Annotated in this window: 19 protein-coding genes; 10 read left to right on the top strand and 9 right to left on the bottom strand. The window is 72.6% G+C overall.

What is annotated here, in order from left to right; genetic code table 11:
• Positions 1–24: 24 nt before the first annotated feature.
• Genes murJ through ACT17Q_RS16420 form a run of 3 tightly spaced genes read right to left on the bottom strand, consistent with a single transcriptional unit; the run spans position 25 to position 5,041 of the window.
• Positions 25–2,130 carry a murein biosynthesis integral membrane protein MurJ gene (gene murJ / locus ACT17Q_RS16430; protein ID WP_444663812.1) on the bottom strand — a complete coding sequence of 702 codons (2,106 nt, stop codon included), beginning with the start codon at positions 2,128–2,130 and terminating at the stop codon, positions 25–27.
• The gene (locus ACT17Q_RS16425) at positions 2,127–4,481 is read right to left on the bottom strand and encodes a DUF6049 family protein (RefSeq protein WP_444663810.1); all 2,355 of its coding nucleotides are present in this window, start codon (positions 4,479–4,481) and stop codon (positions 2,127–2,129) included. Before ACT17Q_RS16425 ends, murJ begins: the two co-directional genes overlap by 4 nt.
• A complete protein-coding gene (locus ACT17Q_RS16420; protein WP_174773851.1) occupies positions 4,478–5,041 on the bottom strand; it encodes an NUDIX hydrolase in 564 nt (187 codons plus the stop codon). Before ACT17Q_RS16420 ends, ACT17Q_RS16425 begins: the two co-directional genes overlap by 4 nt.
• An 81-nt stretch (positions 5,042–5,122) precedes the next feature.
• Between ACT17Q_RS16420 and ACT17Q_RS16415 the strand changes: the two genes are divergently transcribed.
• Entirely contained in the window at positions 5,123–6,592 is a 1,470-nt protein-coding gene (locus ACT17Q_RS16415) for a CCA tRNA nucleotidyltransferase (RefSeq protein WP_444663808.1), read from the top strand.
• Here the strand turns inward: ACT17Q_RS16415 and ACT17Q_RS16410 are convergent.
• Entirely contained in the window at positions 6,589–7,023 is a 435-nt protein-coding gene (locus tag ACT17Q_RS16410) for a hypothetical protein (protein ID WP_094181449.1), read from the bottom strand. The two genes, ACT17Q_RS16415 and ACT17Q_RS16410, sit on opposite strands and share 4 nt — an antisense overlap.
• Before the next feature lie 61 nt (positions 7,024–7,084).
• Positions 7,085–8,395, bottom strand: coding sequence for an MFS transporter (locus ACT17Q_RS16405; RefSeq protein WP_444663806.1), 1,311 nt, complete (start codon positions 8,393–8,395; stop codon positions 7,085–7,087).
• A gap of 182 nt (positions 8,396–8,577) precedes the next feature.
• On the opposite strand from ACT17Q_RS16405, the gene ACT17Q_RS16400 reads away from it, so the two are divergent.
• Together ACT17Q_RS16400 and ACT17Q_RS16395 are read left to right on the top strand one after the other, a co-directional pair.
• The gene (locus ACT17Q_RS16400; RefSeq protein WP_268531966.1) at positions 8,578–9,126 is read left to right on the top strand and encodes a sigma-70 family RNA polymerase sigma factor; all 549 of its coding nucleotides are present in this window, start codon (positions 8,578–8,580) and stop codon (positions 9,124–9,126) included.
• Complete coding sequence (locus ACT17Q_RS16395) at positions 9,116–10,459, top strand: hypothetical protein (RefSeq protein ID WP_444663805.1); 1,344 nt, start codon at positions 9,116–9,118, stop codon at positions 10,457–10,459. The genes ACT17Q_RS16400 and ACT17Q_RS16395 overlap by 11 nt, the downstream gene beginning before the upstream one ends.
• Before the next feature lie 81 nt (positions 10,460–10,540).
• Here ACT17Q_RS16395 and ACT17Q_RS16390 read toward each other — a convergent pair whose 3' ends face one another.
• The 3 genes from ACT17Q_RS16390 to ACT17Q_RS16380 all read right to left on the bottom strand — a co-directional run bounded on the left by ACT17Q_RS16390 (position 10,541) and on the right by ACT17Q_RS16380 (position 13,527).
• Positions 10,541–11,560, bottom strand: a complete 1,020-nt coding sequence (locus tag ACT17Q_RS16390) for a type IV toxin-antitoxin system AbiEi family antitoxin domain-containing protein (RefSeq protein WP_444663803.1) — start codon at positions 11,558–11,560, stop codon at positions 10,541–10,543.
• Between the two features lie 225 nt (positions 11,561–11,785).
• Positions 11,786–12,880: an inositol-3-phosphate synthase gene (locus ACT17Q_RS16385; protein WP_444663801.1), complete on the bottom strand. Its 1,095-nt coding sequence runs from the start codon at positions 12,878–12,880 to the stop codon at positions 11,786–11,788.
• Positions 12,877–13,527 carry a PadR family transcriptional regulator gene (locus tag ACT17Q_RS16380; protein ID WP_094181452.1) on the bottom strand — a complete coding sequence of 217 codons (651 nt, stop codon included), beginning with the start codon at positions 13,525–13,527 and terminating at the stop codon, positions 12,877–12,879. The genes ACT17Q_RS16385 and ACT17Q_RS16380 overlap by 4 nt, the downstream gene beginning before the upstream one ends.
• Before the next feature lie 437 nt (positions 13,528–13,964).
• Here ACT17Q_RS16380 and ACT17Q_RS16375 point away from each other — a divergent pair, with 437 nt between their 5' ends.
• From ACT17Q_RS16375 to rplI, 5 genes are all read left to right on the top strand, one after another.
• Positions 13,965–16,376, top strand: a complete 2,412-nt coding sequence (locus ACT17Q_RS16375) for a penicillin-binding protein (protein ID WP_444663799.1) — start codon at positions 13,965–13,967, stop codon at positions 16,374–16,376.
• 205 nt (positions 16,377–16,581) lie between these two features.
• On the top strand, positions 16,582–16,875 hold the full coding sequence (gene rpsF, locus ACT17Q_RS16370; RefSeq protein WP_094181454.1) for a 30S ribosomal protein S6: 294 nt from the start codon (positions 16,582–16,584) through the stop codon (positions 16,873–16,875).
• A gap of 81 nt (positions 16,876–16,956) precedes the next feature.
• Entirely contained in the window at positions 16,957–17,460 is a 504-nt protein-coding gene (locus ACT17Q_RS16365; RefSeq protein WP_141320114.1) for a single-stranded DNA-binding protein, read from the top strand.
• A gap of 116 nt (positions 17,461–17,576) precedes the next feature.
• Positions 17,577–17,813: a 30S ribosomal protein S18 gene (rpsR, locus tag ACT17Q_RS16360; protein ID WP_013885186.1), complete on the top strand. Its 237-nt coding sequence runs from the start codon at positions 17,577–17,579 to the stop codon at positions 17,811–17,813.
• A gap of 15 nt (positions 17,814–17,828) precedes the next feature.
• Positions 17,829–18,278, top strand: coding sequence for a 50S ribosomal protein L9 (rplI, locus tag ACT17Q_RS16355; protein ID WP_094181456.1), 450 nt, complete (start codon positions 17,829–17,831; stop codon positions 18,276–18,278).
• Positions 18,279–18,459: 181 nt separating this feature from the next.
• Here the strand turns inward: rplI and ACT17Q_RS16350 are convergent, their stop codons facing one another.
• Positions 18,460–19,821, bottom strand: a complete 1,362-nt coding sequence (locus ACT17Q_RS16350; RefSeq protein ID WP_444663795.1) for an MATE family efflux transporter — start codon at positions 19,819–19,821, stop codon at positions 18,460–18,462.
• A 306-nt stretch (positions 19,822–20,127) separates the two neighbouring features.
• Between ACT17Q_RS16350 and dnaB the strand changes: the two genes are divergently transcribed.
• Both dnaB and ACT17Q_RS16340 read left to right on the top strand, forming a co-directional pair.
• Positions 20,128–22,470 carry a replicative DNA helicase gene (gene dnaB, locus ACT17Q_RS16345; RefSeq protein ID WP_444663794.1) on the top strand — a complete coding sequence of 781 codons (2,343 nt, stop codon included), beginning with the start codon at positions 20,128–20,130 and terminating at the stop codon, positions 22,468–22,470.
• Between the two features lie 52 nt (positions 22,471–22,522).
• On the top strand, positions 22,523–24,328 hold the full coding sequence (locus ACT17Q_RS16340) for an AAA family ATPase (protein WP_444663792.1): 1,806 nt from the start codon (positions 22,523–22,525) through the stop codon (positions 24,326–24,328).
• Positions 24,329–24,624 lie beyond the last annotated feature (296 nt).

Here is a 24,624-nt window from a genome sequence, read left to right as displayed (position 1 = left end):
CCTGGTCGGGGCCCTGCCAGCACTCTAGACGGGGCCCCCGGGGGTCCGCGGTCCACCTGGGGACGGACGCCCGTCGTCCCACGGCCCGGACTGCGGGTCGGAGCCCGGCTCGGAGCCCGGGTCGGGGCCACGGTCGGGGCCGGGGAAGGACCCCGGGTCGCCCTGCTCGCCCAGCCAGTCGGACAGGGGCCGGCTCGGCCGGTACAGCGGGTGCCCGGGCGGGTAGTGCGGGCGCGACCGCGCGGTGCGCGGGGGACGTGGAGCGGGCGGCAGCTCGGGCACGAGCGGCGCCGCCCCGGGCGGGGCCTCGGCGACCATCGGCACGCCCCCGCCGCCGTCGGGCCACGCGGCCCACGGGGTGAGCGGGTAGTGCGGCTGGGAGGTCGCGCGGCGCGGGGTGCGCGCGGGGGCGCCGGCGTCGTCGGGCTCCGGCTCGGGGGCGGGCGGGGCGGCGGGGGTGAGGATCCGCAGCAGGGGGCGCAGCGGGCGCACGCCGGAGAGCCGCCCGACGACGGGCCGCAGCAGGTCGTCGAGCTCGCGGACGCGCAGGGCGCGCAGGACCTTGACGTAGACGAGGACCATGACGAGCCCGACGAGCAGGCACTTCACGGCCGCGGTGACGAAGCCCGCCGGGAGCAGCCAGGACAGCAGCAGCAGGAGGCCGAGGCCGACGACGGTCGCGGGGACCGCGGCGAGCACGGCCCGCAGGTGCAGGCGCAGCACGCGCCCGCCGTCGACGCCGTGCAGCCGTCGGTGCAGGTGCCGCAGCGCGACGACGGATCCGACGAGGTAGGACACGCTCATCGCGACACCCACGCCGACGACCCAGGTGGTCGCGGGCAGCACGACGCGTCCGACGAGCGCGCCGAGCACGACGACGATCGCCATGACGACCTGCACGGGCACCATCGACCGGGTGTCCTCGTACGCGTAGTACACGCGCTGGCACATGGACCACGCGCCGAACGCGGGCAGCCCGACGACCATCGCGACGACGACCTGGGCGACCGCGTCGGTGGCCTGGGCGGTCGCGGAGGGAAGGATCAGCTGCGTGACGGGGATCGCGAGCACCGCGAGGACGGCGGCGGCGAGCACGGTGAACACGCCGACGACGCGCATGCCGTAGGACAGCGTGGCGCGCACGGCGCGCGAGTCCCCGTCGTGCGCCTGCTCGGCGAGGCGCGTGAACAGCGCGGTCGCGAGCGACACGGTGACGAGCGAGTGCGGCAGCATGAAGATGAGGAAGGCCGCGTCGTACGCGGCGTTGGAGGCGACGTCGGTGGCGCGGTCCGCGGCACCGGGCGCCTGCGAGACGACGCGCGAGACGACGACGTACGCGAGCTGCCCGACGGCGAGCCCGACGAGCGTCCACGTCGCGACCCGGCCGGCCTGGCCCAGCCCGGCGTCCCGCACGCCCCACCGGGGCCGGTAGCGCACGCCGGCGGCGCGCAGCGCGGGGAACAGCACGAGCGCCTGCGCCATGACGCCGAGGGTCGCGGCGCCGGCGAGCACGACGACCTGCGAGGTGCCCCACGCCTGCGCGGTGCCGTACCCGGACTCGGGCACCGCGCCGAACGCGACGATGAACACGAGGAACCCGACGATCGACACGACGTTGTTGACGACGGGCGCCCACATGTACGGCCCGAACGAGGACCGTGCGTTGAGCACCTGCCCGAGCAGCGCGTACACGCCGTAGAAGAAGACCTGCGGCACGCACCAGTACGCGAACGTGACGGCCAGGTCCATCTGTGCCGGGCTGGCCGCGTCCGCGTAGAGCCGCACGAGCAGCGGGGCGGCGAGCGTGAGCACGGCGGTGAGACCGGCGAGGACGACGAACCCGAAGGTCAGCAGCTTGTCGACGTAGACCTGACCCGCGCCGCTCTTGTAGGCGCGCACTACCTGCGGCACGAGGACCGCGTTGAGGACGCCGCCGACGAGCAGCATGTACATGACGTTGGGGAGCTTGTTGGCGACGGCGAAGGCGTCCGCGGCCTGGCCGGTCGCGCCGATCGCGGCGAACAGCACCATCGACCGCAGGAGCCCGAGCAGGCGGGAGACGGCGGTGCCGGACGCCATGAGCGCCGCGCCGCGGCGCATGCGCCCGTCGTCGGCCGGTGCGTCGCTCACCGTGCGGCACCCTCGTCGGACGCCTCGCCCGCGCGCGCGTCGTCGTCGGCCCCGGCAGGCGCGTCGTCGGGGCCGGTGCCCTCGGCGAGGCTCTCGTCGTCGGCGGGGGTGCCGCCCAGGACGGGCAGCGTCACGGGACCGGTCGACTCCGAGACGGTGCGTGCCCCGCGGCGGGCGCTCTGCCCGCGCCGGACCGTGCGCGCGATGCCGAGCGCGAGCCCGAGCGCCAGCAGGATGCCGACGACGACCGTGCCGACGCTCTCGATCGTGGGCGAGACGCGCGCGGAGAACGCGATGGGCTCGGCGACGTCCTGCCCGGCGGGGCCGACCAGCTGCACCTCGACGAGCACGTCGCAGTTGGCGTGCGCCTCCAGCGGCACCGTGACCGACGTGTCGCCGGGCTCGAGGACGGGCGTGGCGAACCCGCCGACCGTGAGGCACGCCTTGCGGGGGTCGACGACGAGCCTGGCGCGCACGGGCACGGCGAGCTCGTTGCGCACCGTGAGGCGCAGGTCGCTCGTCGTCGCGATGACGTTGAGGTCGCTGGTCTCGACGATCGACAGCCCGGTGGTCCGGGCGAGCACCTGCTCGACGGTCTGCTCGACCAGCTCGGCGCGCTCGCGGGGTGCGGCCCGCCAGGCGACGGCGAGGGGGGCGAGCACCTGGTCGTCGATGCCGGCGAGGAACGCGTCGGGGTCGTCGAGCACCTCGCTGAACGAGCGCGCGGCCTCGCGCGCGTCGGCGAGGGCCGTCACGGCGGCGGGGTCGAGCTCGTCGCGGTCGGTGGTGCTGGCCGGGGCGCGGTCGGCGCGCGCGTCGCGCGGCTCCGCGAGCACCTCGGACAGGGTGGCGGTGCGGGTCCAGGGCGCGGCGCGCAGCGCGCTCGTCACGGCGCCCAGGACCGCGCTGTCGGGCGCGGTCAGGCGGTCGGTGGCGACGACGACGCCCGCGGGTGAGGGTTCCTCGTGCGAGACGACCGCGAGCTCGGCGAGCACGCGCTGCGCGATGCTCGCGGGCGTGCTCCCGGACGTGCCGTCGCCCGTGGCGGTGCCGCCCACGACGAGCCGCGAGAGCACCGCGTCCGGCACGACGGTCGTCACGGGCCCGACGCCCGCCTCGAACGTCCGCACGGAGTCGGAGGCGTCGTCGGACGACACCCCGGACGCGGCGGACGAGCGGTCGGGCGCGACCTCGGACGACGAGCCGGACGCGCCCGCGGTCGGGGCCGGCGGCGCCAGGATCGCCGCGGCGCCCGCGCCGGAGACCGCGGCCAGCGTCACGTCGTCGGGCGTGCCCGCGTCCGCCGCCCACAGCAGCAGGTGCTCGCTGCTCTCGAGCTCGGCCTGCGTGCGGTCCGCGGCGACCTGCAGCAACGCGCCCTGGCCCGCGTGCTGCACCGCGGCGACGTCCGGGTCCGCCCAGGGCAGGCCGTAGGAGTCGTGGCTCGCGATCGCGGCGCGCAGGCGCTGCGCGAACCGCTGCGAGGACGCGCTGCCGGACTCCGCGAGCGGCAGGAGCGACGGGTCGACGACGACCGTGACGTCCTCGTCGACGGTCGCGGCCTCGAGCATCGCGCGCAGGCGTCCGCCCGGTGCGGTGAGCGCGTCGAGGTCGTCGTCGGCCGCGCGGGCCGCGGCTGCGGCGGCGGACGTCGGCTCGGCGGCGCCCTCGGTCGCGGTGGGCGCGTCGGAGGGGTCCTTGCCGGGCAGGTCGTCGGGCGCGGGCGCCGCGACGGGGGCGTTCGCGGGGCCGACGAACGGCAGGACGACCGACACGGGCACGCGCGGCGGCTGGTCGTCGGTCGGGTTCCACAGGATGTACGTCCGCTCGAGCCCCAGCCGCTCGCCGCGCGCGGCGACCTCGACGGCCATGCCGCGCGCACCCCACAGGCCGGGCAGGTTCGTCAGGTGGACCTGGTCCGCGGGCAGCGTCAGCGTCACGGTGCGCGCCGCGTCGGGCAGGAGCGGCTCGGTGAGGTCCACCGAGATCTCGGACTGCCCCGCGGGTTCGTCGAGCCCGCGGTCCGCCCACGCGGCGACCTCGTCGCGCGAGCCCATGCGGAACCGGTTGAGCCACAGCACGGCGCGGGCGTCCTCGACGGGGGCGCTCGTCGTGTTGGTGACCTCGACCGTCACCCGCAGGTCCTCACCGGGCTCGAGCACCTGCGGGGCGATCGAGACGATGCGCACGTCGACGACCGCCTCGTCGGCCGCGCGCGCGCTCGAGGTGCGCGCCACGGCGGGGGCGACGACGAGCGCGGCGGCGAGCGCCAGCACCGCGGCCAGGGCCGCGCGGACCCGGCCCGGCGACGGCGCCCGCGTGCGTGCCGGCCGGGGTTCGACGCCGGTCATGCCTCGCCGACGAGCACCACGAGCGCGGCCTCGGCGAGCCGGCGCTCGTTCGGGTACGCCAGCCGGTCCGGCAGCATCGAGACGGGCACCCACGCCGCGTCCTCGGCCTCGCCGTCCGGGTCCCCCTCGACGGTCAGCGTGCCGCCGACCGCGCCGAGCAGGAAGTGGTGCACCACCTTGTGGACGCGGCGGTCGTCGCCGGAGAACCAGTAGTCGATCACGCCGAGCCGGCGCAGCACCTGCCCACGGATGCCGGTCTCCTCGGCGATCTCGCGGACCGCGGCCTCCTCGGGCGTCTCCTCGCCCTCGAGGTGGCCCTTCGGCAGGCACCACTCGAGCCGTCCGCCGCGGTTGCGGCGGGCGATCACGGCCGCGTGGTAGACGCCGTCGCGCAGCTGCACGACGAGCCCGCCCGCCGACGTCTCGTCCACCACGGGCAGCGGTGCCGCGGCGGGGCCGGACGGCCGCGGGGGCGTGACGGGCCGCGGGGCGTGCAGCCGGTGCCCTCCGGGCGGCGCCGGGACGCCCCGCTGAGGGGACGGGTGCGCGGCGCCGGACATGCGTGCCACTGTAACGACTTGCTCCGGTCGGACCCGAACCCACCGGCGGGGTGGGCGCCCGCGCCACCTAGAATCGGGCGGGTGCCCGACGACACGCCCTCCCTCCTCGCGCTGCAGAAGCGCGCCCTCGGCGTGCTCGCCACGCTGCCGGCCGACGCCCTCGAGCTCGGCGAGCTGTTCCGGGACGCGGGTCACGAGCTCGCGCTCGTCGGGGGGCCCGTGCGGGACGCGTTCCTGGGGCGCGCGTCGTCGGACCTGGACTTCACGACGTCGGCGACGCCCGACGAGACGCAGGCGCTGCTCGCGCGCTGGGGTGACGCGCACTGGGACATCGGCCGGGAGTTCGGCACGATCGGCGCGCGGCGGTTCGGCAGGCGGCGCGGGGGTGAGGACGTCGTCGTCGAGGTCACCACCTACCGCACCGACGCGTACGACCCGACGTCGCGCAAGCCCGAGGTCGTGTTCGGCGACTCGCTCGAGGGCGACCTGTCGCGCCGCGACTTCACGGTCAACTCGATGGCCGTGCGGCTGCCCGAGCTGACGTTCGTCGACCCGTTCGGCGGGCTCGAGGACCTCGCGCGCCGCACGCTGCGCACACCGGTGGACCCGCGGCAGTCGTTCGACGACGACCCGCTGCGCATGATGCGCGCCGCACGGTTCGCCGCCCAGCTCGGCTTCACGGTCGACGACGCGGCGCTCGCGGCGGTCGTCGAGCAGGCCGAGCGCATCGCGATCGTCTCCGCCGAGCGTGTGCGTGACGAGCTGTCCAAGTTGCTGCTGTCCGCGCAGCCGCGCCTCGGCCTGCAGGTGCTCGTCGAGACGGGCCTGGCCGACCACGTGCTGCCCGAGCTGCCGGCGCTGCGCCTGGAGATCGACGAGCACCACCGCCACAAGGACGTGTACGAGCACTCGCTGACCGTGCTCGACAAGGCCATCGCGCTGGAGACCGGTCCCGACGGCGCCGTCCCCGGCCCGGACCTGGTGCTGCGGCTCGCCGCGCTGCTGCACGACATCGGCAAGCCCCGCACCCGCAAGTTCGAGCCGGGCGGCGGTGTCTCGTTCCACCACCACGAGATGGTCGGCGCCAAGCTCGTCGCGAAGCGGCTCAAGGCCCTGCGCTACGACAAGGCGACCGTGCAGGCCGTCGCGCGGCTCACCGAGCTGCACCTGCGGTTCCACGGGTACGGCGAGGGCGGGTGGACCGACTCCGCGGTGCGCCGCTACGTCACCGACGCCGGCCCGCTGCTCGAGCGGCTGCACCGGCTCACGCGGTCGGACTGCACCACGCGCAACGTCCGCAAGGCGCAGCGCCTGTCCGCCGCGTACGACGACCTCGAGGAGCGCATCGCCCGCCTGAAGGACCAGGAGGAGCTCGACTCCATCCGCCCCGACCTCGACGGCACGCAGATCATGGCGATCCTGGGCCTGAAGCCCGGGCGCGAGGTCGGCGAGGCGTACAAGTTCCTCCTCGCGCAGCGCATGGAGCGCGGCCCGCTCGGCCCCGAGCGCGCCGAATCCGAGCTGCGCGCCTGGTGGTCCGCCCGCTCCTAGGCGGGGCAGTCGAGGGTTCCGGTGATGCGGGCGCCCTCGCTGATCTTCTTCTGGATCCCGGACACGGGGATGCGCACCACGATGCCCTCCACGTCCTCGAGCCGGAGCCCGTCGCGGTCGCCGCGGCCGGCGGTCGTCGACTGGAACGTCAGCTCGTCGTCGATCCGCACCCGGACCTGCGCCTCGCCGAGCGGGTCGACGAGCGCGGCGACCGTGCCGTCGGCGGTGGCGAGGCGCCGACGGTCGGGGGTGATGTCGTCGGTGCACACGGTCGCGTCGGCCTGGATGCTGAGCTCCTGCTGCCGGCCGCTCTCGTCGGCGTAGGTGAGGGCGATGTCCGCGGAGCCGGGGGCGGCGGCGGTGCCGCAGCCGGCGGCCAGGAGCGTCGCGAGGACCGGGACGAGGGGGATGATCCGGTGTCTGCGGGGCACGGACCGCAACCGTAGCGATACCGGACGTCCGTGGGGGCGTCTGAAACGTTCTGACGTGCGACTACGCGGCAGGGACGGGTACGGGGACGGGGTGGCGGCGGGTCGCGAGGCCGTACCCCAGCGCGCCGACGACGTAGCCGAGCGCCAGGACGACGAACAGCCCGGCGGACCACCCGGTGTCGGGCAGGGTCGCGGCGGCGAGCGCGGCGGCCCCGACGAAGGCCGCGTTGTAGAGCACGTCGTACAGCGCGAACGCCCGCCCGCGGTACGCGTCGCCGGTGTCGCGCTGGACGACGGTGTCGACGGCGATCTTGGTGCCCTGCGCGGCGAGGCCGAGCAGGGCGGCGGCGGCGAGCACGGGACCACGGGCGTAGGTGAACGCGAGCACCCCCTGGCTGACCGCCGCGAGCAGCAGGCAGCCGGTGATCCACACGTGCAGGCCGGTGCGCGGGGAGAGCGTGGGCGTCAGGACGATCGCGAGCGCGAACCCGACGGCTGTCGCGCCGAGCACGGTCGCGAACGTGGCGAGCCCCTGCGCGGCGTCGGCCGGGTCGGCGAGCAGGTTGCGGGAGATGAGGATGCTCGCGATGAACACGACGCCGTACAGGAACCGGTGGTACGCCATGACACCGAGCGCCAGCCCGGGGGTGCGGCGCGCGACGAGGTAGCGGGCGCCCTCGACGAGACCGTGCAGCAGGACGAGCAGCGCGGCCGTCATCCGGGCGGCGTCGGACTCCTCGTCGGGACCGAGCCGGTCCCGCGCGAAGCCGGCGGCGACGACGGCGGCCGCGCCCATGGTGAGCGCGGCGAGGACGAGCGCCGCACCGTCTCGCGTCGAGCCCGCCGGGAGCACCCAGCCGAGCACCAGCCCGACGGCGCTGCCGACGCCGTTCGCGGCGGTGCCGAGCGTCGGCGTCACGGAGTTCGCGGTGAGCAGCAGCCGCCCCTCGACGACGTGCGGCAGCGACGCGGACAGCGCGGACAGCAGGAACCGGTTGACGGACAGCACGACGAGCGCGAGCACGTAGACCGCGGGCCCGACGCCGGCGGTCACCATCACGGCGGCGGTCGCGAGCGTCAGCACGAGCCGCACCACGTTCCCGACGAGCAGCACCTGGCGGCGTGGCCACCGGTCGAGCAGCACCCCCGCCCACGGTCCGACGATCGTGAACGGCGCCAGCAGCACCGCGAACGCGGCCGCGACGCCCCCGGCGGTCGTCGCGTTCTCGGGGGAGAAGAAGAACAGCGTCGCGAGGCCCACCTGGAACATGCCGTCGGCGCACTGGCTGACGAGCCGCACCGACAGGAGCCTGCGGAACCCCCGCAGCGGCCACAGCGCCTTGAGGTCCGCGATCACCTGCACGCGCGTCATCCTCGCACCCGCGGGACCGCCGGTCGCGACGCCCGCGCGCTCGTCGTCGTGCCGCCGTGGGCCACGTCACGTGACCGGCCGACCCTCGACCCCAACCCGCACGGCGCACCCGGCGTTCTTCACACTGTCCGAGGGACGGACCAAGACGACCGGGGGGACCCATGATCCGTCGGTGGGAACCGATGCTCGACCAGCTGGTGCGGGAGCGATACCCGCGCCTGCTGTCGCGGGCGACGCTGCTGTGCGGCACACGCCACGACGCGGAGGACCTGGTGCAGGACGCGCTGGTCGCCACGTTCGGCGGCCGCGCGCGCTTCGAGTCGGTCGCGGAGGCCGAGCACTACGTGCGCCGCGCGATCGCGACCAAGTACGTCGACCGTGCACGGCGGCTCGGCCGGGAGCGTGACGTGCACCGCCGGCTCGCGGGGGAGCGCGCCACGGTCGTCGAGATCGACCTGCCGGGTCTGACGCGTGAGCTCGTCGACGCGCTGTCCGTGCTCGCCCCGCGGGTCCGGGCGTGCGTGGTGCTGCGCTACCTCGACGACATGACCATCCGCGAGACCGCGCAGTCCCTCGGCATCTCCGAGGGCGCCGTGAAGCGCTACACGTCCGACGGGGTCTCGCTGCTCAACGCGGCGCTCGGGACCACGTCCGCGGACGCCGAGTCGATCGTCGTCCAGCCGAACGTCCAGCCGAACGTCCAGCCGAAGGAGGCGCGCCGTGGTGCGTGACCTGAACGAGTTCCTGCAGGCCGTGGCGGACGCCGACGAGCGTGCGCTCGACGGTCTGACCGCCGACGGGCCGCTCGAGCGCGCCCGGCGCGGGGTCCGGCGCCGCCGCGCCGTGCGGCACACGCAGACCGCCGCGCTGTGCGTCGCCGCGGTCGCCGCGTTCGCGGGTGGTGCGCTGCTCGCGGGTGCGCACCGCGGCGGCCCGGTCGACCCGGCCACGCACGGCGTGACCCAGGGCCCGCTCGTCGAGACCCCCGGCATCCCGCCGTACCGCGAGCTCACCCCGGGCGTGCTGTTCGACGCCGACGAGGGCTGGGTGCTGAGCGTGCACCTCGCCGAGACGTCCGACCCCGAGGGCGTGCGCGACCCGGGCGGCGACGTGGTGCTCCTGACCTCGCCCGAGGGCGACTCCTACCGGGTCCCGGGTGTCCGGGCCGGGTCGCAGCTCGAGGTGCTGGACTGGGACGCCCCCGACGCGACCGCGGTGGTGCGGCAGGTCGTCGACGGGTCCGCGCAGCGTGCGCTGCTCGACCTCGCGGACGGCACGGTCACCGCCGACGCCCGGGGTCTGGCGCCGGACTCCGACTTCGTGGGCCGCGTCGCGGACGGCGAGCTCTGGTTCGACGACGGCTTCGTCGTGCTCGAGGACGACGGCGGCAGCCGGGACGTGTACGACGCGCCGCGCGACAGCCTGCGGCTCGTCGACCCGACCGGTCACCGCATGATCGGCAGCCGCGACGACCTGATGTCCTCCGAGCGTCACTCGTACGACGTCGTGGACCTGGACACGGGCGATGTGCGGGGCCCGTACCCGCTGGTCCACGGGGACGAGAACTGCGACGTCGCGGCGTGGCTCGACGCGTCGACGCTGCTGGCGCGCTGCGCCGAGGGCACCGCCTGGGACGCCGGGTTCGACGAGGTCGAGATCGACCTGTCCGGCGACGAGCCGCAGCGGACCGCGGCCGCCGTCGTCGGCCCCCGCGACCCGTACCTGAACTCGCCGCAGTGGCTGTCCGACGGCGTGCTCGTCGGCGACACGTTCCAGCCGGGCGACGTCGAGGCATGCGGCAGCGCGGGGACGTACCTGCGCGAGCGGGACGGGTCCCTCACCCCGGTCGAGGAGACCCGCAGCGGGCTGTTCCTCGCGACGACGCCGCAGGTCGCGGGCGGGCTCGTGTACGTCAAGGGCGAGCAGGGCTGCAACGGCGAGCAGGCCCCCTCGACGCTGACCGTGCACGACCCGGCCACGGGCGACGCGCGGGCGCTGCTCGGCTTCCCGGTCGACAACCGCGGCGACCGCCCGGGCATGCTCAGCTGGATCGTCGCCCGCTGACCCACCCCCGCATGCCGTCGACGGGTGGAGAAACGCTCACCACACGAGCGTTTCTCCACCCGTTGCGACGTCAGGTCGGGCTCAGGCCGTCAGGGGGCAGGTGGGGGAGCAGGGGTGGGGGTGGCCTCGCCAGGCTCGGGCGCGCAGCGCCGCGGCGAGCTGGGCGGCCGTGGCGCAGGGGGTCACGGCCACGTGGCGCCAGCGGTAGCGCAGCGTGGTGTCACCGCTGGTCAGCAGCACGGCGTTGTCGCGCCATACGTCGTCGTCGGTCGCGCCGAAGGGGTGCGCCAGGCTCCCGTCGAGCTCGGCCCGCACCCCGAGCCCGACGTACACGCGGTCCGCGCGGATCCAGCGCCCGTCGACGCGTTCCCACCGCTGCGCCACGCCCCGCGGCAGCCCGTGGGCGCGCTCCACGTCCCGCGTGAACCGGTGCTCGAGCGGTGACTCGACCCCCGCGCGCACCTCGTCGAGCATCGCGAGCAGCAGCGCCCGTCCCGGCAGCCGTCCGCGCCGCCGCGCGTGCGACAGCAGCGCCTCGGGCCGCACGCCGCCGCGCACCGCGTCGCAGATCAGCCCGACGACCGCGTCCGTCACGTCCCGCCGCACGGCTGTCGTCCCGGCCCCGGGTGGGGTGGCCGCGTCGGCGAGCATGTCGAGGACGGCCTCGGCGGGCTCGACGGCGGGCAGGACACCTCCGGACCAGCGGGTGCGTCGCGTGCGGTGGACGACGAGCCCGCGCTGGGCGGTCACGGCGCGCGCGTGCGGCACGACGACGTGCACGACGGGACCCGGGTCGCGCACCACACCGTGGTGGTACGCGGCGGACCGGTGCGTCAGGGCGGCACCCGGCCCTGCGTACAGCAGCGCCGCGCGCGCCCGTTGCCGCCAGCTCGTCGGACCCGACTGCAGCACGACGACGCCGCGGAACGGTCGCTGCCAGTCCCCGGAGGCGACCCGCCGCCGCACGGTCGCGGACGCGTACCCCCAGCCGACGAGCTGTGCGGTGGTGACCACGGCGTCCTGCCGCACGACGGTGCGGCGCACCTCGGGCGCCATGCCCCGCACGGCAGGCAGCCCGGCGACCCGCCCCCCGCGCTCCACGCCCCGACCCTGCCCGACGACACCCCACGCGCGTCGGCCCCATCCACAGCCCCCGGGGACGCCAACGGGTGGAGAAGCGCTCACCTGGCGAGCGCTTCTCCACCCATTGAGGGCCCGGACGTCGTCGCGGCCTGGCACGGAGGACCGGAGGCAGACAGCGGGAGGGCCCCGACGCACCGCGTCGGGGCCCTCCCGCAGGTCCGTCAGGCGGAGGTCAGGCGCAGGTCAGCGCTCGATCTCGCCGCGGATGAACGCCTCGAGCTGGGCACGGCCCTTGCCGTCCTCCATCTGCACCGGCGGCGACTTCATGAAGTACGTCGCGGCGGACAGGATGGGGCCGCCGATGCCGCGGTCCTTGGCGATCTTCGCCGCGCGCAGCGCGTCGATGATGATGCCGGCCGAGTTCGGGGAGTCCCACACCTCGAGCTTGTACTCGAGGTTCAGGGGCACCTCGCCGAACGCGCGGCCCTCGAGGCGGACGTACGCCCACTTGCGGTCGTCGAGCCACGCGACGTAGTCCGACGGGCCGATGTGGACGTTGCGGTCCTCCTTCTTGCCGGCCAGCGGGCCGTCCTCGAGGTTCGACGTCACGGCCTGCGTCTTGGAGATCTTCTTGGACTCCAGGCGCTCGCGCTCGAGCATGTTCTTGAAGTCCATGTTGCCGCCGACGTTCAGCTGGTACGTGCGGTCCAGGATGACGCCGCGGTCCTCGAACAGGCGGGCGAGCACGCGGTGCGTGATGGTCGCGCCGACCTGCGACTTGATGTCGTCGCCGACGATCGGGACACCGGCGGCCTCGAACTTCGCGGCCCACTCCGGGTCGGACGCGATGAACACGGGCAGCGCGTTGACGAACGCCACGTTCGCGTCGATGGCGCACTGCGCGTAGAACTTCGCGGCGGCCTCGGACCCGACGGGCAGGTAGCAGATCAGGACGTCGACCTTGTTGTCCTTGAGCGTCTGGACGACGTCGACCGGCTCGGCGTCCGACTCCTCGATGGTCTCGGAGTAGTACTTGCCGAGGCCGTCGAGCGTGTGGCCGCGCTGGACGGTCACGCCGAGCGGCGGGACGTCCGTGATCTTGATGGTGTTGTTCTCCGACGCGACGATCGCCTCGGACAGGTCGAAGCCGACCTTCTTCGCGTCGACGTCGAAGGCAGCGACGAACTCGATGTCCTTGACGTGGTAGTCGCCGAACTGCACGTGCATGAGCCCGGGGACCTTGCCGTCGGCCGGCGTGTCGGCGTAGTAGTGAACGCCCTGGACGAGCGACGCGGCGCAGTTGCCGACGCCGACGATGGCGACGCGGATGGAGGTCATCCTCGCTCCTTCTCGGTGGATCTGGCCGGAGCGGCGTGCTCGCCGTCGGCGGTGGACGTGGCGCCGGCGCGGTGACCGGTGCCGGCGGGACGCGCGCGGCGGACGCCACGCTCGTTGTCGATGAGCCCGTCGAGCCAACGGACCTCGCGCTCGGCCTGCTCCAGGCCGTGGCGCTGCAGCTCGAGCGTGTACTCGTCCATGCGCTCGCGGGTGCGGGCGACGGACTGGCGGATCGTCTCGAGGCGTTCGGTCAGGCGGGTGCGCCGACCTTCGAGGATCCGCAGCCGGGTCTCGGCGTCGGTCTGCGCGAAGAACGCGAACCGCACGTCGAAGTTCTCGTCCTCCCACGCCGCGGGGCCGGACGTGGCGAGCACCGACTGCAGGTGCTCCTTGCCGTCCGCGGTGATCTGGTAGACGATCCGGGCGCGCTTGCTCCCGACCGCGTGCGGGTCCGCCGGGGACTCGGTCCCCACGATCCAGCCGCGTTCGGCGAGCGACTTCAGGCACGGGTACAGCGACCCGTACGACAACGCCCGGAACGAGCCGAGGACGAGGTTGAGCCGCTTGCGCAGCTCGTACCCGTGCATGGGCGACTCGTGCAGCAGCCCGAGGATCGCCGGCTCGAGCACGTCGGAACGACCGCGCACTCCTGGCACCTCCTCTAGGCTGGGGCTCCCGCTCACGGACGTCCGTCCGATGTATCCGGGGCGATCTACTGAAGCGATGTATCAACTCGATACATCGCGCAGACTATGCCGCGCCGCTCGTCGGACACAAGTCGCCCGCGCCCGGCGCCCCGCGTGACCCGCCCCACACCCCGGCCGCACCCCGGGCCCGCTGCCGCGCGGCCGGCGTGCCGATCCTGTGAAAGGTCCTGGGACGACTCCCGACGAGGCGTCCCACGCCAGGCCTTCTCGCGCATACTGGGCGGCGCGTCCGCTGCGCACCCCGTCGAGCCCCCCGGCCGACGCGCGTCGCCGCAGCGCACGCCCCTCGTCGTCGTCAGGAAGGCATCACGTTGGCCGGCTCCTCCCGCGCGTCCTCCCGGTCGCGCCGCAGCACGCCGCGTGGCTCCCGCGCCCGCTTGACCAGCGCCGGCTCCGCAGGTACCCGCAAGCGCAAGTTCTTCGACTACCCGCGCTCCGGGTACACCGGCCTGCACCGTTGGCTGCCGTCCTGGCGGTTCATGCTCGGCTCCTTCCTCAGCGGCGTGTTCCTGATCGCGGGGGCCATCGTCGCGGCGTACGCGACCATCGAGATCCCGGACCCCGGCGCCGACGTCGACGCGCAGACCACGACCGTGTACTACGCGGACGGCAGCACCGTGCTCGGCACGTTCGCGGTGCAGAAGCGCAAGATCGTCGAGCTCGAGACGCTGCCGGCGTGGGTCGGCGACTCGGTGATCGCGGCCGAGGACCGCACCTTCGAGGACAACCGCGGCATCTCGCTGACCGGCATGGCGCGCGCGTTCTTCAACAACGTGCGCGGCGGCGAGACGCAGGGTGGCTCGACGCTCACGCAGCAGTACGTCGAGCGGTACTACGTGGACAAGACGACGACGGACTACGTGGGCAAGTTCAAGGAGGTCCTCCTCGCCGTCAAGATCACGAACAAGGAGTCGAAGCCCGAGATCCTCGAGCGGTACCTCAACACCATCTACTTCGGCCGCGACTCCTACGGCATCCAGGCGGCCGCGCGCTCGTACTTCGACGTCGACGCGAAGGACCTGACGATCTCGCAGGCCGCGATGCTCGCCGCGATCATCCCCTCGCCCAACAACTGGGACCCGGCCGTGCGCCCGCAGCAGGCCGAGGCGCGCTGGAAGATCGTCATCGGCCGCATGCTCGAGGACGGGCACATCACCAAGAAGCAGCACGACGAGGCGGTGTTCCCCGAGACCGTCGAGTACGTGCGCTCCTCGAAGTACCAGGGCCCCAACGGCCACCTGCTGAAGATGGTCGAGGACGAGATGGCCGGCGAGGCCATCAACATCAGCAAGGAGAAGCTGGACCGCGGCGGGTACAAGGTCGTCACGACCATCCAGAAGCCGGTGCAGGACCAGCTCGTCACGTCCGTCAACCGCCTGCTGAACGGTGAGCTCACCGACGGCGTGACGCCGCCGAACCCCCGGCTGAAGATCGCGGCGTCGTCGGTCGACCCGGCCACGGGCGGCATCGTCGCGCTGTACGGCGGGCCGGACTTCCTCGCCGACCAGATCAACTGGGCCACCTACGGCTACGGCATGCAGGCCGGCTCGACGTTCAAGCCGTTCGCGCTGATCGCGGCGCTGCAGGAGGGCATCTCGCTCGAGAAGCGCTACTCGGGCCGCTCGCCCATGGAGCTCGACGGCTGGGGCGACGGCGACAAGACGGTGACGAACTTCAACGGGTCCTCCTACGGCACGATGGACCTCGTCGACGCGACCGCCGACTCCGTCAACACGGTGTACGCGCAGCTCAACCTCGAGATCGGGGCGGACAAGACGGCCGCCGTGGCGAACGCCGCGGGGATCACCACGCCCGTCGAGTCGAACCCCGCGAACGTGCTCGGCACCACGCCGGTCCACCCGCTCGACATGGCGAGCGCGTACGCGACGTTCGCCGCGCAGGGCGTGCACCACGACGCGCACGTCGTCGCGCAGGTGGTGAACCCCAACGGCTCGGTGAACTACGAGACCGACGGGAACCCCGAGCGCCGGTTCGAGCAGGACGTCATGGCGGACGCGACGTACGCCATGACGCAGGTGGTCGAGCGCGGCTCCGGCGAGCCGTACATCAAGCCGCTGGGCGTGCCCGTCGCCGGCAAGACCGGCACGTCGAACGAGAACCTCTCGGCCTGGTTCGTCGGCTACACCCCGACGATCGCGACGTCGGTCGCGTTGAGCCAGGTGGGCGAGGACGGCAAGTCCCCGAACACCATCACGCCGTTCGGGCCCAGCCCGTACGGCGGGACGCTCACCCAGGTCACGGGCGGCTCGATCCCCGCGAAGCTGTGGGCCGACTACATGGGCCCGGTGCTGCAGATGGAGCAGTTCGCGAAGAAGCGGGACTTCCCGCCGCGCGCGGACGTGGGCGACAAGCCCACGCAGCGTCCGACGACGACGCCCTCGCCCACCCCGACGCCGACGACCGCGCCGACGACCGAGCCGACGCAGGACGCGACCGCGAAGGTGCCGTACCGACTGCAGGGCAAGACGCAGGGCGACGCGACGGCCGCGCTGCTCGCGGTGGGCCTGGAGCCGGTGATCGTGACCAAGCCGTCCGACGACGTCGCGGCGGGCCGGGTCATCTCGGTCGACCCGGCGGCGGGCACGCGGCTGCCGGTCGGGTCGCAGGTGACGCTCGTCGTCTCGTCGGGCCCGAAGCCCCAGCCGACGAAGAAGCCGGACCCGAAGCCGGACCCGGAGCCGGACCCGAAGCCGACGCAGACGCCTGCCCCGACGGAGGCACCGCCGGCGCAGGAGGAGGAGGGCGGGGGAGACGGTGGGGGTGCGTGACGCCTCGTCGTCCACAGCCCGACGATTTCGCCGCCGCGGAGCCGGGCCGGTAGGCTAGAACATTGCTGTGCCCGCTCACCCCTGCCGCCATCGGCGGGGACGCGGGACGGCGACCGGGTCCGACGAGGACCGGGCCGCCGCAGCGACGCACGAGAACCCTCCTGTCACGGAACGACCGTGACCGCTGAGACCAGAGGAGGTGGGTATGAGCCTGCGTCAGTACGAGATCATGATCATCCTCGACCCCGAGATCGAGGAGCGCACCGTCGCCCCGTCGCTCGACAAGTACCTGACGGTCGTCAAGACCGACGGTGGCTCGGTCGACAAGGTGGACGTCTGGGGTCGCCGCCGCCTGGCGTACGACATCAAGAAGAAGTCCGAGGGCATCTACGCGGTGGTCGACTTCACCGCGGAGCCGGCGACGGCCAAGGAGCTCGACCGTCAGCTCGGCCTCAACGAGGTCGTCCTGCGCACCAAGGTCCTCCGCCGCGAGGCGTGACCTGTGGGTGGGCGCGCCTAGCGTGCTCACCACCTCGAAGGACCTACGTCGAAGCAGTTCGGAATCGAGCGAGGAGCTGGCATGGCTGGTGAGACCGTCATCACGGTGATCGGGAACCTGACCGGGGACCCGGAGCTGCGCTTCACCCCGTCGGGTGCGGCCGTGGCCAACTTCACCGTCGCGTCGACGCCGCGCACGTTCGACCGTCAGAGCAACGAGTGGAAGGACGGCGAGACGCTGTTCCTGCGCTGCTCGATCTGGCGGGAGGCGGCGGAGTCGGTGGCGGAGTCGCTCACCAAGGGCACCCGCGTCATCGTGACCGGTCGCCTCGTCCAGCGCTCGTACGAGACGCGTGAGGGCGAGAAGCGCACGGTCGTCGAGCTGCAGGTCGACGAGGTCGGCCCGTCGCTGCGCTACGCCACGGCCAAGGTCACCCGGACCCAGCGTTCGGGTGGCGGCGGCGGTGGCTTCGGCGGCGGTGGCGGCGGCGGCTACTCCGGTGGCGGCCAGTCGTCCGGCTCGGCCGGCGACGACCCGTGGGCCACGCCCGCGGGCGGCGGCTACTCGGATGAGCCCCCGTTCTGACCGGCCCCGCGGTCCCGCGCGTCTGACGCACGGTCCCGCACGAGGTCCCTCGAACCCCCAGACACCACATCCCCGGGCATGGCAACGCCCGGGGCTCCAGAGACAGGAGCACCGCGATGGCCAAGGCCGTTGTTCGTAAGCCCAAGAAGAAGCAGAACCCGCTCAAGGCAGCCAAGATCGAGGTTGTCGACTACAAGGACACCGCGCTGCTGCGCAAGTTCATCTCCGACCGCGGCAAGATCCGCGCGCGTCGGGTGACCGGTGTGTCCGTGCAGGAGCAGCGCGCGATCGCTCGCGCCGTCAAGAACGCCCGCGAGATGGCTCTCCTGCCGTACTCGTCGTCGGCGCGCTGAGAAGGAGGCCTGACGATGGCGAAGATCATCCTCACGCACGAGGTCACCGGCCTCGGCGCCCCCGGCGACGTGGTCGAGGTCAAGGACGGGTACGCCCGTAACTACCTGATCCCGCGCAACCTTGCCGCCCCCTGGACCAAGGGTGCGGAGAAGGACATCACGGCGATCCGCAAGGCTCGCAAGGCGCGCGAGATCGCCTCGCTCGACGACGCGAAGGCCATCCGCGACTCGCTGCAGTCGAAGCCGGTCGTCGTGTCGGCGAAGGCCGGCGACGCCGGTCGTCTGTTCGGTGCCGTGACGACCGCCGAGATCGCGGACGCGGTCAAGGCGTCGGGCGCCCCGGCGATCGACAAGCGCAAGGTCGAGATCGCGCAGCCGATCAAGGCCCTGGGCGAGTACACCGTCTCGGTCCGCCTCCACCCGGAGGTCGCCGCCACGGTGACCGTCAAGGTCGTGGCTGCCTGAGCTGACGCTCACACGGAAGGCCCCCGCCCCTCCCGGGACGGGGGCCTTCCGCATGCCCCCGCACCGCATGCCCGCGCCACCCCCTTGGCGCCGAGTGCGCACGTTGCGGGTCGAGTGCTGACGCTGTGCGTGCGCGGTCGCGCACGAACGTGGGCAGTCGGCGAGGGGAGGGGCGGCGGGGTCAGGTGCCGGTGACCATCCAGGCCGTGCCGCGCGCGCGGTAGCCGGTGGTCACGGCGCGGGCGAGCATGAAGACGCCGCTGAACGCCGCGGTCAGCCAGAGCAGACCCTGCGCACCGGGTGGGGCGTAGGCGCGGACCGCGAGGGCGAACGGCACGTAGACGACGAGCGTCGCGAGGCCGGCCCACGCGAGGAACCGCCCGTCGCCCGCGCCGATCAGCACGCCGTCGAGCACGAACACCCAGCCGGCGATCGGCATGCACACGCCCGCGACGAGCATCCCGACGACGATCGCGTGGCGCACCTCGTCGTCCGGCGTGAACAGCGGTGCGTACAGCGCGGCCGCACCGCCGAGGACCACACCCAGGACGACGCCGGCCCCGACGCCCCACTGCAGGGTCCGGCGCAGGACGCCGCGCGTGCGCGGCACGTCACCTGCGCCGAGCGCGTGCCCGACGAGCGCCTGGGCGGCGATCGCGAGGGCGTCGAGCGCGAACGCGGCGAGCCCCCACACGGAGCTGACGACCTGGTGCCCGGCGAGCGTCACGGCGCCGAGTCCGGTGGCGACCCAGGTGGTGAGCAGGATCGCGCCGCGCAGGGTCGCGGTGCGCGCGAGCAGGGGCAGCCCGTGCCGTGCGCTGGTCCAGATGCCGCCCGCGGCCGGGCGCAGGGACGAACCCGCGGCACGGGCGCCGCGCACGACGACGAGGCCGAGCACCACGCCCATGCCGAGCTGGGTCAGGGCCGTGCCCGCGCCGGAGCCGGCGATCCCGAGGTGCAGGCCCCACACGAGCGTGACGTTGAGGGCCGTGTTGACGACCGCGCCGACGACCGCGACGCCGAGCGGGGTGCGGGTGTCCTGCAGCCCGCGCAGCGTGCCCGTGGCGGCCAGGACGACGAGCATGCCGATGAGGCCGGGCGCGGACCAGCGCAGGTAGGTGACGGCCTGCCGCGCGGTCTCGTCGTCGGCGCCCATGAACTCCACCACCCACGGCGCGGCGAGCCACAGCCCGGCCGCGAGGACGACACCCAGGCCCAGCGCGAGCCACGTGCCGTCGACGCCGACCTGCAGCGCACCCGCGTGGTCACCGGCGCCGAGGCGGCGGGAGACCGACGCGGTCGTGGCGTAGGCGAGGAACACGCACAGGCCGACGACGGTGAGCAGGATGCTGGACGCGAGCGCGAGCCCGGCAAGCGCGTCGGTGCCGAGGTGCCCGACGACGGCTGAGTCCACGAGGATGAACAGGGGCTCGGCGACGAGCGCGCCGAGCGCCGGGACGGCGAGCGCGAGGATCTGCCGGTCGATGCTGGATGGTTGCTGTCCGTTGGCTGAGATGGCGGTCGCTCCCTGCGGTGTCCACACCGGTTGAACTTCATCTGTGCTCGTCACAGCGGTGTGTCGTCGTGTCGGCCCTCACTGTCCACAGGGCTGTCCACCGCCTGTGCACATCGTCACGCACAGCCTTCCCCAGGCCCGTCCACAGGTTGGTGGTCGCGTTTCCACAGGCTCGTCGCCTGATTCGCGCGACCCGCTGCGCCGCACCTAGTCTCGCGCGAGAACTCCTCCCCGCCCCGCAGGCCGAGCCACGTGTGGGCGGGCGCGTGTAGAACGGATGTTCGACGAGCTCCGTGACGCGGAGAAGGCGAAGGCAGAGAACAAGGTGCGCTGGTGACGATCGACGAGCTCGAGTACGGCATGCCGCCGGAGCCCGACTCCGGACGGCGCGAGTTCGACCGCACCCCGCCGCAGGACCTCGAGGCCGAGCGGTCCGTGCTCGGCGGCATGATGATCTCGAAGGACGCGATCGCCGACGTCATCGAGCAGATCCGCGGCACCGACTTCTACCGCCCCGCGCACGAGACCGTCTACGACGCGATCATCGACCTCTACGGCCGTGGCGAGCCCGCGGACGCGATCACGGTCGCCGACGAGCTCACCAAGCGCGGCGAGCTCGCGCGCATCGGCGGCGCCCCCTACCTGCACACGCTCATCGCGTCCGTGCCCACCGCGGCCAACGCCGGGTACTACGCGCGGATCGTGCGCGAGCGCGCCATCCTGCGCAAGCTCGTCGAGGCCGGCACCCGCATCGTGCAGCTCGGCTACGGGACCGACGGCGGCGACGTCGACGAGCTGGTGAACACCGCCCAGGCCGAGGTGTACGCCGTCACCGAGCGGCGCTCGTCGGAGGACTACCTGCCGCTCGCGGAGATCATCGGCGGGACGGTCGACGAGATCGAGGCCGCCGGTCACCGTGGGGAGGGGATGATCGGCGTCCCCACGGGCTTCTCCGACCTCGACCGCCTGACCAACGGCCTGCACCCGGGCCAGATGATCGTCGTCGCCGCCCGTCCGGCGATCGGCAAGGCCCTGGCGCTCGACACCCCGCTGCCCACCCCCACGGGCTGGACGACGATGGGGGAGGTCCGGGTCGGCGACCAGCTCCTTGCCGCTGACGGCACCCCGACGACAGTCGTCGCAGCTACGGACGTCATGGTCGACCGCCCCTGCTACCGGGTCTCGTTCGACGACGGGACGACGATCGTCGCGGACGCCCAGCACCAGTGGGCGACCCGCACGCGGGCCGACCGACGCCAGCGGGACGGCGGGATGCCGAGCATCTGGACCACCGAGGAGATCCACGGCACGGTGCGGTGCGCGACGGCCCACCGGCGCGCGAACCACTCGGTCGAGGCCGCGCGCCCGCTGCGCCTCCCGGACGCCGACCTCCTCGTGGACCCGTACCTCCTGGGGGTCTGGCTGGGTGACGGCCACGCTGCCTCCGCGCGGTTCACGAGCGCCGACCCCGAGATCGCCATGCACATCGAGGGCCGCGGCTACGAGCCCGACCTGCTCGACGCCGGTCTGCGGACGCTCGGTGTGCTCGGTGGCAAGCACATCCCGGTCGCGTACCTGAGGGCGAGCGAGCGGCAGCGGCGTGATCTGCTCGCCGGGCTGCTCGACACCGACGGGACCGTGAACCCCACGGGTAGCCCGCAGATCACGCTGACCGACGAGCGCCTCGCGCGCGACGTCCGCGAGCTCGTCCACTCGCTCGGGTACCGCACCGGCTGGTCGACGCGCGCGGTGGCCGGGCGCTCGGCCGCGACCTCGACCGCCTTCACCATCACGTTCACCACGGACGACGAGGTGTTCGGACTCGAGCGCAAGAAGCTCGTGCACAAGGAGCGTCGCCGTCCCTCGACCCCGCGCCTGTGGCAGCGGTTCATCGTGTCGGTCGAGCCGGTCGAGTCCGTGCCGGTCCGATGCGTCGAGATCGCCCACCCCTCGCACTTGTACCTCGCGAGCGAGGCGATGGTTCCGACGCACAACTCGACGCTCGGCATCGACGTCGTCCGGTCGGCTGCGATCAAGCACAACCAGGCCGCGGTGGTGTTCTCGCTCGAGATGAGTCGCAACGAGATCGTCATGCGACTGCTCTCCGCCGAGGCGCGCGTGCACCTGCAGAAGCTGCGCACCGGTCAGATGGGCGAGGACGACTGGGCGAAGATCGCGCAGACCATGGGGAAGATCTCCGGCGCGCCGCTGTTCATCGACGACTCGCCGAACATGTCGCTCATGGAGATCCGCGCCAAGTGCCGGCGCCTCAAGCAGCGTCACGATCTCAAGCTCGTCGTGATCGACTACCTGCAGCTCATGACGTCCGGCAAGCGCGTCGAGTCCCGCCAGCAGGAGGTCTCCGAGTTCTCCCGCGCGCTCAAGCTCCTCGCCAAGGAGCTTGAGGTCCCCGTCATCGCGATCTCACAGCTGAACCGTGGTCCGGAGCAGCGCACGGACAAGAAGCCGCAGATGAGCGACCTGCGTGAATCTGGGTCGATCGAGCAGGACGCGGACATGGTGATCCTGCTGCACCGTGAGGACGCCTACGAGAAGGAGTCGCCGCGCGCGGGCGAGGCCGACCTGATCGTCGCCAAGCACCGCAACGGCCCGACGGACACCATCACCGTCGCGTTCCAGGGCCACTTCAGCCGATTCGTCGACATGCAGGTCTGACAGTGTGTGTGTCGACAGGGACCGCAGATTGCACATCGGACGTGGCGGCGGCGTGAGCTGGGCGACGGCGAAGGCTGTGGAGGTAAGACGAGTGGGCGATGTGGACGACGACTTGCCCACCTTCGCCCTGCGCGGATTCGGGGTAGCGGGGTACAGGTCGTTCGGTCGAGTCGGCCTGGAGTTCGTGGCACCGCTGGGCAAGGTGAACCTCGTCGCGGGCCAGAACAACGTCGGCAAGTCCAACGTTCTGCGCGTTGCGTCCCTCGTGAGTCCGGCCTCGCCCGTCGTCGAGCGGCGACCGGCACAAGAGACGCACGTCGACTGGCCCGTCGGGGAGCCGGTCCGAGTTGCGATCGCAGTGCCACTCTCAGATATGGATCTCGCCTCCAAGTTCGACCAGGACGCGGTTCGGGTGCTTCGCACGCCGAGCGTCAGGCGGACAGATGACGACCTCCTGTGGGTCGAGTACGACGTCAGCTACGAGTCGAGCGGGTCCGGTCAGGCTTCGCGGCGGTTCTCGATCCGTGAGGCTTGGCTGGAGGAAGTTCTGCGGTCAAGCGATCTTGCCGGGCACGCACTGCGTGAGGCATCGATGCGCGTCGCGAGCACGGGCGGTGGCAACCGGTACGACGATGCCCGTCGGGTCTTCGAATCCTTCAAGGTGCTCGATGCCGTGCCACCGGTCGTGACGGTCAACGCCTTCAGGCAGATTGCCGAAGCTCGCGACGCTGGACCTGACTACGACGGCGGCGGGCTCATCGCGACGTTGGCCGGCCTCGATCGGCCCGAGGCGGGCGACACAGAGTCCGAGGAACGCTTCGCTCGGATCCAGGAGTTCGTGCGCGTGGTGCTCGACGATCCGTCCGTACGCATCGAGATTCCCGTGCGACAGAACACCGTGAACGTCCGGCGAGGAAGCGTGAGCCTTCCGCTTGAGAACCTTGGAACCGGGATCCACCAGGTCGTAATCCTCGCCGCCGCTGCGACCGTCCTCACCGACCGACTTGTCTGCATAGAGGAACCCGAGGTGCATCTCCACCCAGTCCTGCAGCGCAAGTTGTTGCGGTACCTCGCCGAGAGCACCGCCAATCAGTACCTAATCGCGACGCACTCGGCGCACCTGCTCGACAGCGATCTCGCCTCGATCTTCCACGCCACCTGGACCACAGAGGGGACGGAGGTGCGGCGCGCGATGACGCCCAGCGACCGTGCCGAGATCTGCGCGGACCTCGGATATCGCGCGTCGGATCTCGTCCAGGCCAACGCGATCATCTGGGTGGAGGGTCCCTCGGATCGCATCTACGTGCGGCATTGGCTCTCGATGCTGGCGCCCGACCTGAAGGAGGGGTTGCACTTCTCGATCATGTTCTACGGCGGACGGCTCCTGAACCACCTGTCTGCCGACGACCCGGACATCGACGACTTCATTTCGCTACGTCGGCTGAACCGGCACGTTGCCATCGTCATCGACTCCGACAAGACGTCGGCCCGAGCCAGAATCTCAGCGACGAAGAAGCGTGTCTTCGACGAGCTGTCGCGGCATGGCGTTGCCTGGATCACCAAGGGCTACACGATCGAGAACCTTGTCCCGAATGAGCTCCTGCGCGCTGCGGTCGAAGCAGTTCACCGCCGCGCGAGCGTCACGAGCGTCGCGTCTGAATGGGAGAACCCCCTAGACACCGCCCACACGGGTCTTCAGAGCGTCGACAAGGTCCGGATTGCGAGGCATGTCACGGCCGCGTGGGACGATCACCATGCACTGCGGGGCGATCTACTCGACGGGGCCAACCGACTCGCAGTGTTCGTTAGGGCGGCAAACGGAGAGTCCGTTCCGACCCTAAACCCACGCACGGCGTGAAGCCCACGGTCCGCGGGTTGAGAGCCTCTACCGAATCCGGGGCGATTCACTCGCGTCCACCCAGGTCGGATTCTCACGCACGACTGATCCGAGAAATATGGGTTTCGCGCCAAGTCGCCGAGTCCAGGTTCTGAGGGGCGCCGCCGTCGCGGCGTCCGGCGACGGGTGGGCGAGTGGAAGTCGCGACCTTCATGCACCGGCGCAACCCGCTAGTCGGCAGGGGCTGCTCCCTCCTCTCCTTGCACGCCTCAACCTGATCACCACCACCGACCCCATGGAGGCCGACCAGCGCGCTG

Origin of the sequence: Cellulomonas sp. CW35 (assembly GCF_052378485.1) — a bacterium.
Lineage (GTDB): Bacteria > Actinomycetota > Actinomycetes > Actinomycetales > Cellulomonadaceae > Cellulomonas > Cellulomonas uda.
Note: the sequence above shows the minus strand (reverse complement) of the source record. Positions and strands in the feature narration are given on the sequence as shown.